The following is a 12,607-nucleotide window of genomic DNA, read 5'->3' as shown; positions in this document are numbered from 1 at the left end:
CGGTCACTGCGACCCCGACACCTCGATCTCCCCTTGGGCCTCATAGGATGCCGGGATGCCCTTGGGCGGCATGCCGGCGTCACTGTCGTCGATGAAGTAAACCGCCACGAAGTTGCCCACGTCCCAAATCTTCTCCGACTCCAGCTCCCGCTTGAAATAGGGCATGGCCGTGCCGGTGATCCCGTTCATGATCTGGAAATAGAGGATACCGCCGCTGATCTCCCGGTTCTTGAGAATGGTGAAGTTGAAAGGAGGCGGATAGATCCACGGCTGGGCCGGGCCCAGACCGTCCCCCACCGGGCCGTGGCAGCCCAAACAGAAATCCTGGTAGATTTTCTGCCCCCGGGCCAATCCGGCTTCGCTGGTCGGATAGGGGTTGGGCAGGTCGCGCCAAGGTTGGGGAATCTGATCGTGCAGCCACTGCACATTGGCGTCGGGACCGGCTTCGTAGGCCCTGACCGCCTCGGCTTTCCAGTAGGCCTGGCGCGCCATGCGCGCATCGGCCGCCTTGAGGCCCAGGCTCTGGACATAACGGATCAACCGCTCCAACTGTTCATCCCCCAGAAAGGCGAAGGGCGGCATGATGGACAGCGGCCGGGTGTAGCGCGGGTTGATGAAGTGGGCCAGGTGCCAGTCATCGGGATGCTCGCCGCCGGCTTGGGAGAGATCGGGGCCGGTGCGCTGGGAGCCGAGCAATATGGGATGGTCGGCCAGGTAGTCGCCGGCCTGGGCGATGCGCTCGGCCCCCAAGCCCCAATCGACACTGCGGATCGATTGGGTGTGGCAGTAGACGCAGCCGTTGGCGATGTAGATGTCGCGACCGGCCGCCTCCGCCGCCGTGCGCTGACGGAAAATCTCCGAAGGAACCGTCTGGTTGGTGTGGGCGTAGGGCATCAGGATCACGACGAAGGTCACCGCCGCCAATATCAACAATACGCCGACCACAACGGCCAGAGGGGTCATCTTCATGCGGACGCTCCACGCTTGGCCGGCAGGGACCTCGCGATGTTGTAGAATCCCAGCAGGGACGAGCTGAAGATCAGCAGCCCCAATCCGGCCCGGATCACATAGTAAACATGAAACTGGGTCAGGATGCGATAGACGGTCTCACCGTTGAGCCAGGCATTGCCTTGAATCAGCCCGGCGATGGTCAGCACCACGGTGAACCCCACCATGCCGATCAACACCATCCAGTATTGAAAATCGGCCAGGAAGCGGCTGTGCAGGGGCCGGCCGCTGATTCGGGGCAGCACGTAGTAGATGCCGCCCAGGGCGATCATGCCGGCGAATCCCAGCACCCCGATGTGGGCATGCCCCACGACCCAGTTGTTGAAATGGGTCACGCGCTGCACATCGGGCAGGGACATGAGGGATCCCTGGAAGCTGACGAAAAAATACATGATGGTGCCGGTGAAGACGAACTTGGCGCCAATGTCGGCGTGGATCTCGCCCAGTTTGCCCTTGGCCGTGTACCAGATGTTGATCAAAAAGGCCGACACCGGAATCACCATGGCAATGCTGTCCACGATGGCCACCACCTTGAGCCATGTGGGCACCGGCACCTGCAGCAGGTGATGGGTGCCGATGTGGGTGTAGATCACGATCAACGACCAGAATCCCAGCAGGGACAAGGTGTGGCTGTAAAGGGGATTGCCCGTGGCGCGGGGAATGACGTAGTAGGCCACCCCGATGGAAAGGGGTGTCAACAGGAGCCCGAAAATGTTGTGGCCGTAAAACCAGAGCAGAATGGCGTCGGGAATCCCCACCAGCGCCCCGCTGTCGGGCCGCCAGATCACGTTGCCCATGGCGTAGGTACAGGCGGTCAGGACCACGGCGGCCAGCACGTACCAGACCGAAACATACAGAATCGGCTCCCGCCGCCGGCGCACGGTCATGATGAAGTTGAAGCTGAGCAGCAGAAAGCCGGCGGCGATCAGGATATCGATGGGCCAGATCAACTCCGCGTACTCCCTACCCTGGGTCATGCCCATGGCCAGGGTGATCACCCCGGCCGCCACGGCCACGTTCCAGACCAGCGCCGTGGCCACCCCCAGCCGTTCGCTGTAAAGCGGAACGCCCAGCAGCCGCGGGATGTAATAAAAGGCCGCCCCCAGCAAACCGGGGGTCACGAAGCCGAACAGCACCAGGTTCACATGGGTGGGGCGCACCCGCCCGAAGACGATGCCGCCGATATTGGCCGTCAAGTCCGGCGCGATCAACTGGGTGGCCCCCAGCAAACCGAAAAAGGTCGCCACCATCATCCAGAAGGCCGATGTGACGATAAAGGCCTTGGCGGTCGCATATTCGCCGAACAGCGCGGTTCCATTTCGAGAGGCCAAAATCATTTCCCCATTCGCGTTGAACAAAAACCGTTGCGCCGGCCGCTGTCGCAGAAGCCGACCCATGCTTGCCGCACCTTTTTTACCATCGGTGCCATCCCGCCACCTGCTGCACCCCTTTTAACGCGCAAATCGCATTGTAATCAATTGTGGCACGACAACCAGCAATCCAAGGTCGCTTGCTTTTCCCGGTGACATTCCACGCAAAACCCCATTTTCAACCGGCGGGTTTGAAGCCGATCCATTTGGCGCACCTCTCCGTGGCAGGCGGCGCAATCGATGCCGCTGAGCAGGTGACGCTGGTGGTTGAACAGCACATGCTCGGGGATTTCGAACACCTTGACCCACGGGGTGGGGGTGTCGCTGTCGAAGTATTCATGCTCCTTGAGAATCTCCGGGTGGTTGGCGATGATGTAGTTGTGGCAGAAGAGGCATTTTTCCACGGCCGGCAGCCCCGGGTGATTGGAGCGTTCCACATAGGGGTGGCAGAAGCGGCAGTCGATGGCCTTGTCGCCGGCATGCAGCCGGTGACTGAAGGCGATGGGCTGCTCCGGGCCGATGCGGGTGCCCGGCGGTGCGAAATAGAAAAAGAGCAGCCCCAGCGCCAGCACGAGGGCGGCGGCGATCCACCCCAGGGGCCAGGCATTGGCCCGGATGCCCCGCAGTGTGCCGCCGAAATCGGTGAAGAGCCGCCAGGGGCGGCCCGCCGTGCCGATCAGCACCGCCGTCAAAACAAGGGCCAGGAGCGCGGCCGCCGCGATGAAAAGCTCGGTCACCATCAGCGCTCCTCCTCCCGGGCGGCGAGCACCTCGGGAAACTGACCCAGATAAAGGGCCACCGATCCTGCCAGCATCCCCAAAAAGCCTAGGGCGATCAGCAGATCGGACCATCCCAGGGGCAACGCGGCGGGGTGAGCGTGATAGACCGGCCCCAGCAGGAGAAAATGCTCCAGCCACATGCCCGCGATCACCACCGTGCAGATCACCGCCATGGCGGCCGGCACCGTTTTTATCTTCTTATTGATCAGAATCAGGGAAGGGGCCACGAAGCAAACCGCGAACACCGTCCAGGACAGCCCCTGCCAGGGGGCCATCATGACCCGTTCGATCACCCAGGCCGTTTCCTCGGAAATGTTACCGTACCAGATCACCACCAGTTGGGCGTAGAAAAAGTCGGCCCACACCAGACCGAAGGCGAAAAAGAGTTTGCCGATGTCGTGGAACTGGCCCGGTCGCAGGCGGAACCCGTTGCCCGGACTCATATGCAGCAGGGCGGCCAGCACGATCAAGGCGCCGAAGCCCACATAGATCGCCTTGACAAAGCTGTAGGCCCCGAAAAGGGTGGAAAACCAGTGCGGGTCCATGCTCATCACCAGGTCGAACCCCAAAATGGACAAAACGATGGCAAAGGCCAGCATGTAGAGGAATGCCGCAACGGTCATGCGCCTCCGATACAGCGCACTGTCCGGCGGCTGCCGCTGCCACCGCCGCAGCAGAAACAGGGCCAGCGGACCGCTGGCGCCACGGGCGCTGATCTTGAACCAGAGGGCGTGGTAAAGATAGTAGAACCCCAGGCCGTAAAGGACCAGCAGGCCCACCGCATTGCGTGAGAAAAGAAACGGCAGGTTGAGCCACGGCTCCTTGCCGTGCAGATCCTGCCCGACCCATGGGAAGAGGTGGCCGTGGCCGATGAACAGCACCAGAAACAGCACGAAGGAGACCGGAAAGAAGGCGCTGAAAGCCTCGGCCAGATCGGACAGTGGTCCGCTCCAGCGGGCGTGCACCGCGTGCATCAGGGTGGAGAAGAGCACCGCCCCGTGAGCGATGGCCGAGAAAAGCAGGAAGCTGATCAGGTAGGTCTGCCAGGCCCTTGCCGGTTGGCTGCCGACGGCCTGCAGGATGAAGGCGGCCGCGCCGGCGCCCACCATCAAGGTACAGAAATAAGCGATGGCCGTCGGCCGTTTGCGCAAGGATGCGGGGCTCGTCACGGAAGGGCTCATGATGGGGCACCTCCCGTTACCGGCGCAGCGCTTTCGGCGACGCCGCCACTCGGATCGGTGGTCGCCAATTCGGCGCCCTTGGCCTCGAAAAACCGCTCCAAACCGCCACGTTCAGCGGCCCCGCAACTGGCCAGCACACCGAACTTATGGCCCGAAAAACGCGGGTCGTAACGGTCCGGCATGCGCAATCGCGGCAGGCGCGCCTGGGAAATCAATCCCAGCACATTGCCGAACACGGCGAAAAGAATGGTGAACTCGAAACCCACGACGATGAACGGGATCCAGGCCACGATGGGTTTGCCGCTGACAATCAGGTCCCAGCGGGTGGCGGTGAAGGCGGCCAGCAAAAACCCGCACAGGAAACCGATAATGCCGCCGACCAGGGTGAACCAGCCCACCTTGCTTTTGGGCAGGTCCAGGGCATCGGCGATGATGTGGCTCGGAATCGGGCTGTGCACCCGCTCCAGGGTGTAGCCGGTGTTGCGCAACCCGCGAATGGCCGAAGCGGTCTGCGCTTCTGTGTCGAACAGGGCCATGAGGGACACCCGATCAGTGGTCATGGGCGCCTCCGGCATGCACGGTTTCCTTCATCTCGGTCATGGAGACCGAGGGCATGTGTTTGACGAAGAGCACGAACAGAAAGAAGAAGAGGCAGAAGCTGCCGAACATGATGCCGAACTCGATCAGTGTGGGCCGGTACAACCCCCAGGCATGGGGCAGAAAGTCGTGGGCCACCGAGCCGACGATGATCACGAACCGCTCGTACCACATGCCGATGTTGACTAGAATGGAAATGGAGAAGAGCCATACGATGCGGGTGCGCACCTTCTTGAACAGCAGCAGCAGGGGCACCACCGTGTTGCACACCACCATGATCCAGTATTCCACGGCGTAGTCCCCGAAGGCGCGCCAGCGAAAGGCCTCCATCTCCGCCGGTACCCGGCTGTACCAGGCGATGAACATCTCCGTGCCGTAGGCAAACCCCACGATCAGGCCGGTGAAGACGATGGTCTTGGCCACGCTTTCCAGCACGTGCAGGGTAATGATCTGCTCATAGTGGAAGATCCGGCGCAGGGGGATCATCAGGGTGAGCACCATGGCCAAACCCGAGTGGATGGCGCCGGCCACGAAGTAGGGGGCGAAAATGGTGGTGTGCCAGCCGGGAATCACTGCCAGGGCGAAATCCCATGAAACCACGCTGTGCACCGAGATCACCAGCGGCGTGGCCAGCGCGGCGAAGAAGAGATAGCCGCGGGCGTAATGGCGCCACTGCTCGTGCTCGCCGGTCCAGCCCATGGAGAGCACGGTGAAGATCTTGCGCCGCACGCCGCGGGCGCGGTCGCGCACCGTGGCCAGATCGGGCAGCAAACCGGTGTACCAGAACAGGGAACTGACGATCAGATAGGTGCTGATGGCCACCACGTCGAACATCAGGGGCGACTGGAAGTTGGGCCACAAGGTGCGCTGGTTGGGCAGGGGAAGCATGTAGTAGACCATCCAGACCCGACCCAGGTGGATGAAGGGGTAGAGGCCGGCCACGCAAACGGCGAAAACGGTCATGGTCTCGGCGGCCCGGGCGATGGGATTGCGCCACCCGGCCCGGAACAGATACAAAATGGCGGAAATTAAAGTGCCCGAGTGGGCGATCCCCACCCAGAAGACGAAATTGATCAGGTAGGTGCCCCAGTGCACCGGGTTGTTCTGCCCGCCGACGCCGATGCCCACCAGAATCTGATAGCCCCAGCAGGCGGCCCCCACCAGCACGCCGGCGAACAGCAGCGCGATCACCATCCAGTAGGTGCGATCCGGCGGCCGCAAGGTATCCAGCACGGTGTTGTCGATGGATCGATAGGTCAGCGCCACGGGTACCCTTTCCGCATAGCGATCAATTTCAAAAACCCGTCAATCAAACAAGTTCCTCAACCAACGCTTCCCGAATCAAAATCAAAGCGCTTGCACCACTTTCTTCAGATAAATCACCGCCGGCTTGGTGTTCAAATACCCCATCACCTGATAGGCCCGCGGGCTGTCCACCATTTTGCGCACCGTGCTCTCCGGGTCCATCAAATTGCCGAACCAGAGGGCCTGCGTGGGGCAGGTCTGCACGCAGGCCGGCACCACCTCGCCGTCGCGGATCTCGCGCTTTTCGTTCTTGGCCCGGGTGCGGGCCGTCTTGATCCGCTGCACGCAAAAGGAACACTTCTCCATCACTCCCGCGCTGCGCACCGTCACATCGGGGTTGAGCTGCAGGTTCAGCGGCTCGGGGAACGGCCAGGTGAACCAGTTGAACCGCCGCACCTTGTAGGGGCAGTTCTGGCCGCAGTAGCGGGTGCCGATGCAGCGGTTGTAGATCTGGTTGTTGAGACCTTCCACCGAGTGGTGCGGGGCGTAGACCGGGCAGACCGACTCGCAGGGGGCGTTGTCGCAGTGCTGGCAAAGCATGGGCAGGAAGATCAACCGGGTCGGATCCTGTTCGTCCTGGTAGCGCTCGATGCGGATCCAGGCCATCTCCCGCCCGGCGATCACCTGCTCCTCGCCCACGACACCCACGCTGTTCTCCGCATAACAGGCCGCCACGCAGGCGCTGCAGCCGACACAGCGGTCCAGATCGACCACCATGGCCCAACGATAGGTGTGGTGGTCGTGGGGCGGGTAGAAATCGCGCTTGGGATCGTATCCTTCGGGCAGGGGCAGGGTCAGCGGGAAGCTGTCCATGTCCAGGTATTTGCTTTTCGGCGGCGGTATGTCCGCCCTTTCCAGCGGAACGCTCACGGCGATTTTGCGGCCGTGCTGGAAGCGGCTGCCCGACACCGATGCCAGCGCCTTGCCGGGCCCCGCCGCCGTGAGACGCACGATGGGCGCGGCCCCGTCGGGCGCTCCCGACAAGGGGTCGCGCCCGTCGCCCAACAGGGCGATGGGGTTGACCCCCTGGCCCCGGGCGTAACGGCCCATGTGGGTGTGCCCCTGCCCCGCGGGCACCACGACGCCGACCGGAGAAACCCCCGGATGGCTGTAGGCGTGCACCTGCACTTGCCCCCCATCGGTGGCGATGGCGATCCGGTCCCCTTCCCTGGCACCCAAATCGGACAGGGTGCGGGGGTGGACCATGGCCACCGTCTGCCAGGCCACCTGGCACACGGGATCGGGAATCTCCGGCATCCAGGGCCGATCGGCCGTGCGCCCGTCCAGAAAGCGCAGGGAAGGCGCCACCAGCAGCACCGGGTCTTGTGCCGGCGCCGGCAACCGGTCCAGTGAGCGCCGCAGCCGGTCCACGGCTTGGCGGTCCACCCGCGGCGCATCGGCGAGCGAGGCCTCGATGTCGAAGCGCCCCCCTTGTTGCAGAATGGCAAGCCAGGCCGCTTCGGTATCGGCCGCCGCCGCTGCCTGCACCGTCCGGGCCGTCAATTGGCGGTATTCGGTGGCCGGTCGTTCCTCGATGGGCAACAGGTCCAGCCACAGGTCTCCCAAACCCGGCGCGGCGCTGATGCGCCCCATGGTGGGTTGCAAGGTGGTGATGGTGCGGCTGGTGGCCTCGTAGGCGTCCCAGGTTTCCAGGGCGTTTTGCACCGGCACCACCAGATCGGCACGGGCCGCCGTCTCGTCCATCGTGTTGCCGAAGACCACCGTGAACCGGTCGCCATGCGCCAGAAGGTCGCCCAGGCGATCGCCGCCCGGCAAAGCGAAAACCGGGTTGACGTTGTTGAGCAGCACCAGCGCTGTATCGTTATCGGCCATGGCCTCGAAGGCGTTCAGCACCGTGTCGCGGCGGTCGGCCACCTCCACCCGGTAACGGTCGCCGCGATCGATCAAGGAGAGCGCGGGATCCAATACCAGATTGAGAAAGAGCGCCGCCATCTCGGCCGCGGCAGCCGAGGCACCCCAAACGCCGGCGCCCGTGCCCAGCACCAACGGGCGTTCGGCAGCCAGCAAGCGATCCGCGACCGCCGCCAATGCTTCTTCGGGCACGCCCGTCAGCCGCGCCACCGCATCCGGCGTGTAATCCGCGGCCAGCGCGGCCAAATCCCCGCGCCACGCCACACGGCCGGTGTCCGCGGCCAGCACCATGCGCAGCAAGCCCATGATCACCGCCGCCTCGCCGCCCGGACGGCACCCGACCCAGCGGTCCGCGTTGGCGCCGGTGAGCGACTGGAAGGGACTCACCTCGATGAAAAACCCCTTGCGCCCTTCCCGCCAACGGTGCATCTCCTTGAACTTGCGCGCATACGCCACCGGCGACAGCCATGTCTCCAGGAAATCGGCCCCGAAGCCCAGCAGCAGATCGGCCCGCTCCATGTGCAACACCGGCAGCATGGGCGCTCCCAGGACCTGCGCATAGGCGAATTTGAGCGCCTCGTAGGCCCGGGGCTCGAACACCAGCGGCGACCCGGCGCCGTAGTGGGCCAGCACTGTTTCGAACAGCGCCATCTGGGTGCGCCCCACCGTTTCCGTGACCATGGCGATCCGTCCGGGGCCTGTGGCGGCGGCAGCCGTCATCTTCTCCCGGAGCAGAGATGCGGCCTGCGCAAAAGAGATCTCCCGCCAATCGTTGCCGTCGCGGAGCCGGGGCCGGTGCAGCCGATCAGGGTGGTAAAGCCCCTGCAACGCCGCCTGGCCGCGCATGCACAGCGCCCTGCGATTGACCGGGTGCAGCGGATTGCCCTCCAGCTTGATCACCCGCCCCTCCCGGTTGGCCGCCAGTACGCCGCAGCCGGCCGGGCACTCGCGGCAGGCGGTGGCATAGAGCGTCGCCTGTCCGGTGACCATGTCCTCGTTGGCGCGGACCATGGCATGGAGGCGGTCCTCACCCTTGGCGGAACAACCGACGGCGAAAGCGGCGGTGCCGATGGATGACAGCTTCAGGAAGGTTCTACGGTGCATGGCCGACACTCGTTCCGGTGGTCTTCCCTTTGCCGGTGATGCGATATGCCGCATCCGGCGCCCCATCCGGCAACCGCCGGACGGGTTGTGGTGGCTGAAAATGCGCAGCAGGCATCGACGTTCGTGAAGAACCGCCCGCTGCAAAAACGATCCACGAGGCTAATGTTGCGTGGAAAAAGATGTTATCTGAAAATAGCAAAGAGACTTTCGAATTGTCAATCGCGGATCCAAGGTGCGGTTCCAAGGTGGCGATCCTTCCCGGCGGCATTCCGCAACCGGGAGGCGTCCGCAAGGCTGTCGCTCCCGCGCCGTCCGTCCGGATCACCAATCGGCCGGGCGGCCGCGGGTGTCGATGTGCACCACGCCGGCGGCGGAGGCGCCGATGCCGCCGACAAAGCGCGGGTCGCTGTCGCGGAGATGCGCCGCCACCCGGCGCCAGATCTCCGGGGTGCCCGTTCGGCATACGAAATCGATGGCATCGAAATGCAAATGGCGGCTGTCGGCCGCACCGCCCACGCAGCGGTTGTACGCCGGCGACCGGTAACAGGAAGTGATCCGGATCGGAGCGCCCAGCTCCGCGCGGATGGCATCGACCATCAAGGCCGTGTGGATGATGTTCCGCCACAGGTGGGGCGGCGGATAGGTGTTCAAGCCGCGGCAACGTCCCGACTGATGCGCCTTGCCCATGAAAAGAAATTCGTCAGCGGTGAAATGGCGCAACCGCAGCCCGTCGATGAACTGCACGAAGTCGGACAGATGGGGCCATTGCGCCTCGTTGGCGATCAATGCCAGGGGTGGCCCGGTGTTCTCCACGAAGGCCCTGGAGAAGGTGCCGGCGGGAATACCGGGCGCCTCCTCGACATCGGCCGCCTCCGGCTCCGTCAACGCTCCGATCGCCCCCTGGACATCGTCCAGGCCGAGCAACGCCTCCACCGTGGGTTGTCCGGGCGCTTCCAGGGCGGCCAGCTCGATGGCGTCGCCGGCCTCCACCCGATCCTGCGGCACACTGCTGACCGCCGGCCCGACAAAGGCCGCGATGCCATCGGCCAGGGCGCGGGCGATCCGGTCGCGGTAGGTGGGGTCCTGCAACCGGCGTTCCTCGTCGGCCCGATCCAGGAAACTCACCTCTACCAGGCACCCGGCCGTGGCCGGATCATGACGATCCGGGCGCAGCACCCCCAGGGACATGGGTTTGATCCGCGACGGGCTGTAGGCGCGGTTGCGGTCGGTCAAACCGGTGGCCCCAAGAACTGCGTCCTGCACCGCCAGGCTGAGCGCCGCTGAACGGGGCGAGTGGTGCGTGTGCACCAGGGTCTCCGTGCCTTGGGCGTTGTGCCCGCTGGAGGCGTTCAAATGGATCGAAACGAATGCATCGGCACGAAACCCCTTGGCCGCCGCCGCCCTTTCGCGCAACCGCAAATTGACATCCGCCGCGCGGGTCAACCGCACATCGTGGCCCGCCGCCTGCAACAGATCGCCGCAACGCTGCCCCAGGTCCAGCGCCAGGTGCTTCTCCAAAGTACCGGCCGGCCCCACCGCGTTGTTCCACGACGAATCACCGGCAATCGTCCGGTCGCCGCCATGACCGGGATCCAATACCACTCGCGCCATCTTCGCCTCCTGTCTCCCCCCGGGATGTTCGCGGTTTGCACCGCGAATGAAAAGGCGAGCAACAAGGAATCGGTGAAAAGGTCGTCAGCGCAATAACCGCGCCTTTGCACATGGCCATGCACATCTACTGCGTCAAGGCACACTCGAATCGCTGTTCGTTCACCTCGGTGCCCCACTGAATGCCCCTGTGCTGCTCAACAAGGTTGAAACCCCATTTCTCGTAAAGATGCCTGGCGGGACCGAGCCCCTCGAAGGTCCAGAGGTAAACTTTCTTGTACCCCTTGCCGCGGCAAAAACGCAAGGCGCTGTCCATGAGCCGGTTACCCCAGCCCTTGCCCCGAAGGGCATCCGACATGATGAACCACCGCAGGTGCGCGCCTTCGCCGTCGGCATGAATGCCGTCGATGGCGAGAGCCCCTTCGATGCGACCGTCCGCCGCAATGGTCCAGAAACCGTCCCGGCCCGCATCATAACGTTGCAGAAATGCCGCCAGCTCGGTCGCGACCTTTGCTTCGAAGAAAAGACCGAATCCCCAATGCGCATGGTAATAGCCGCCGTGAAGCTCGGCAACCCGTCCGAGGGAACCCGGCACATAACCATCGTTGATCTCGATCCGCGCCATGCAATACCTCCGCGCAACAGCTCCGCACGTTAGGAGGGGTTGCGAATTGCTCCATGCTTCGGTGTGTACGTAAACCGCAGTTCGGTAATGGCGTTACCCATAAATTTAGCATCGAACGAAGCGTTTGTGCAAATAAAAGCATTTTCAGCGTTTGCACCCTGCGGGACAGCGACAGGGCGGAATGCGCCCCCTGTTTCTTCCGGGTATCGGGCGCGATTGACGGCTTTGTCTCGCCCGGGAGAAACAGGGAACCACACCCGATCGCCCCCCTCCGCAGGTGCGGCTGTCAGGGAGCGGTTGCAGCCGCCAGAACAGCATTGAGATCGGCCTGTTTGCCGGCAGCCGGGTTGCGATGCTGAAACAGCAACTGTTGTCCAGGGCCCAGGACAAACAAGCCGCCTTGCTGCCACAGGTCACCGGCGCTGCCGCCCTGGCGGAAGCCTCGGGTCATGGCCTTGAGCCCGCGCCCCACGGATGCCGGCCCCAGCGTTTTCCAAAATCCCCGTTCCAGCCCGAAGGCTTTGTACACCGACAAGGAGGGATCGACGTACATCTCCCCCGGGAATTTGAATTTTGCCATGAACTCCCGGGCCTGCTCCGGCGTGCCGCTACCGATGGCCGCCAGGGCCACCCCGGCCTCATCGAGTTCGGCCACGATTTCGGTCAGGTCAGCCACCTGCTGACGGGCGAACATTCACCCATAATGTCGCAGGAATACCAGCACCACCCGACGCTCTTCCCAGAGGGAAGCGACGGCCAAAGCCTCATTGTCCAAGTTGTTCACCGTCAGGTCCGCGGTCATCGGGCCCAACACCTCAGTGGCATTGTCTTGCATGGCTCCTCCCCCATTAGCGATACATCCGGTCAACAGCACCATCCACATCAGTAAAACCGAAACACTTATGATGATGGAAATTTTCATTCCACGATGCTCCTTGTAATTACGGTACGGTTGGACGATGATTTGCCGCTGCGCATCAGAATTGGCGGCTGTGCTTGAGATAGCGGTGAATGCTGAACGCGACATAAGACAACAGGATGGTGCTTGCGGGCGCAAAGGAGCACAGGGTTCTGTAACCGAGCATGGACACGTCGATGGCCCCGCCGATGGGCAGCAGGGTCAAACCCGCGCAAACAGCCATCAACATTGACATGCGG

12 protein-coding genes are annotated in these 12,607 nt (G+C 63.5%); all 12 read right to left on the bottom strand.

Annotation, left to right across the window (positions count from 1 at the left end):
* Positions 1–3: 3 nt before the first annotated feature.
* The 12 genes from MRX98_RS16705 to MRX98_RS16645 all read right to left on the bottom strand — a co-directional run bounded on the left by MRX98_RS16705 (position 4) and on the right by MRX98_RS16645 (position 12,603).
* Positions 4–969, bottom strand: coding sequence for a cbb3-type cytochrome c oxidase subunit II (locus MRX98_RS16705; RefSeq protein ID WP_246912659.1), 966 nt, complete (start codon positions 967–969; stop codon positions 4–6).
* Entirely contained in the window at positions 966–2,405 is a 1,440-nt protein-coding gene (locus MRX98_RS16700; protein ID WP_246912657.1) for a cbb3-type cytochrome c oxidase subunit I, read from the bottom strand. Before MRX98_RS16700 ends, MRX98_RS16705 begins: the two co-directional genes overlap by 4 nt.
* A 77-nt stretch (positions 2,406–2,482) precedes the next feature.
* A complete protein-coding gene (locus MRX98_RS16695; RefSeq protein ID WP_246912646.1) occupies positions 2,483–3,118 on the bottom strand; it encodes a cytochrome c3 family protein in 636 nt (211 codons plus the stop codon).
* Positions 3,118–4,338, bottom strand: coding sequence for a hypothetical protein (locus MRX98_RS16690; protein ID WP_246912644.1), 1,221 nt, complete (start codon positions 4,336–4,338; stop codon positions 3,118–3,120). Before MRX98_RS16690 ends, MRX98_RS16695 begins: the two co-directional genes overlap by 1 nt.
* Positions 4,335–4,898 carry a DUF3341 domain-containing protein gene (locus MRX98_RS16685; RefSeq protein WP_246912641.1) on the bottom strand — a complete coding sequence of 188 codons (564 nt, stop codon included), beginning with the start codon at positions 4,896–4,898 and terminating at the stop codon, positions 4,335–4,337. The genes MRX98_RS16690 and MRX98_RS16685 overlap by 4 nt, the downstream gene beginning before the upstream one ends.
* Positions 4,888–6,201, bottom strand: coding sequence for an NrfD/PsrC family molybdoenzyme membrane anchor subunit (nrfD, locus tag MRX98_RS16680; RefSeq protein ID WP_246912639.1), 1,314 nt, complete (start codon positions 6,199–6,201; stop codon positions 4,888–4,890). Before nrfD ends, MRX98_RS16685 begins: the two co-directional genes overlap by 11 nt.
* A gap of 81 nt (positions 6,202–6,282) precedes the next feature.
* Positions 6,283–9,216, bottom strand: a complete 2,934-nt coding sequence (locus tag MRX98_RS16675) for a 4Fe-4S dicluster domain-containing protein (RefSeq protein ID WP_246912637.1) — start codon at positions 9,214–9,216, stop codon at positions 6,283–6,285.
* Positions 9,206–9,460: a hypothetical protein gene (locus tag MRX98_RS16670; protein ID WP_246912635.1), complete on the bottom strand. Its 255-nt coding sequence runs from the start codon at positions 9,458–9,460 to the stop codon at positions 9,206–9,208. The genes MRX98_RS16675 and MRX98_RS16670 overlap by 11 nt, the downstream gene beginning before the upstream one ends.
* A gap of 77 nt (positions 9,461–9,537) precedes the next feature.
* Positions 9,538–10,827: an N-acetylmuramoyl-L-alanine amidase gene (locus MRX98_RS16665; RefSeq protein ID WP_246912633.1), complete on the bottom strand. Its 1,290-nt coding sequence runs from the start codon at positions 10,825–10,827 to the stop codon at positions 9,538–9,540.
* Between the two features lie 124 nt (positions 10,828–10,951).
* Positions 10,952–11,449 (bottom strand): GNAT family N-acetyltransferase, encoded by a 498-nt coding sequence (locus MRX98_RS16660; RefSeq protein ID WP_246912631.1) that lies wholly within the window; start codon positions 11,447–11,449, stop codon positions 10,952–10,954.
* A gap of 286 nt (positions 11,450–11,735) precedes the next feature.
* Entirely contained in the window at positions 11,736–12,371 is a 636-nt protein-coding gene (locus MRX98_RS22085) for a peroxiredoxin-like family protein (RefSeq protein ID WP_263657639.1), read from the bottom strand.
* A 55-nt stretch (positions 12,372–12,426) separates the two neighbouring features.
* Positions 12,427–12,603, bottom strand: a complete 177-nt coding sequence (locus MRX98_RS16645; RefSeq protein WP_246912623.1) for a hypothetical protein — start codon at positions 12,601–12,603, stop codon at positions 12,427–12,429.
* Between the last annotated feature and the right edge of the window lie 4 nt (positions 12,604–12,607).

The sequence above is a fragment of the Desulfatitalea alkaliphila genome (genome assembly GCF_022968795.1).
In the GTDB taxonomy this organism is placed as follows: Bacteria; Desulfobacterota; Desulfobacteria; order Desulfobacterales; family Desulfosarcinaceae; genus Desulfatitalea; species Desulfatitalea alkaliphila.
Note: the sequence above shows the minus strand (reverse complement) of the source record. Positions and strands in the feature narration are given on the sequence as shown.

Coding starts and splice junctions, on each gene's coding strand:
- MRX98_RS16645 (WP_246912623.1), bottom strand. CDS start 12,603: ATGTCAATGTTGATGGCTGTTTGCGCGGGTTTGACCCTGCTGCCCATC.
- MRX98_RS16690 (WP_246912644.1), bottom strand. CDS start 4,338: ATGAGCCCTTCCGTGACGAGCCCCGCATCCTTGCGCAAACGGCCGACG.
- MRX98_RS16705 (WP_246912659.1), bottom strand. CDS start 969: ATGAAGATGACCCCTCTGGCCGTTGTGGTCGGCGTATTGTTGATATTG.
- MRX98_RS16700 (WP_246912657.1), bottom strand. CDS start 2,405: ATGGGTCGGCTTCTGCGACAGCGGCCGGCGCAACGGTTTTTGTTCAAC.
- MRX98_RS16675 (WP_246912637.1), bottom strand. CDS start 9,216: ATGCACCGTAGAACCTTCCTGAAGCTGTCATCCATCGGCACCGCCGCT.
- MRX98_RS16660 (WP_246912631.1), bottom strand. CDS start 11,449: ATGGCGCGGATCGAGATCAACGATGGTTATGTGCCGGGTTCCCTCGGA.
- MRX98_RS16685 (WP_246912641.1), bottom strand. CDS start 4,898: ATGACCACTGATCGGGTGTCCCTCATGGCCCTGTTCGACACAGAAGCG.
- MRX98_RS16695 (WP_246912646.1), bottom strand. CDS start 3,118: ATGGTGACCGAGCTTTTCATCGCGGCGGCCGCGCTCCTGGCCCTTGTT.
- MRX98_RS16665 (WP_246912633.1), bottom strand. CDS start 10,827: ATGGCGCGAGTGGTATTGGATCCCGGTCATGGCGGCGACCGGACGATT.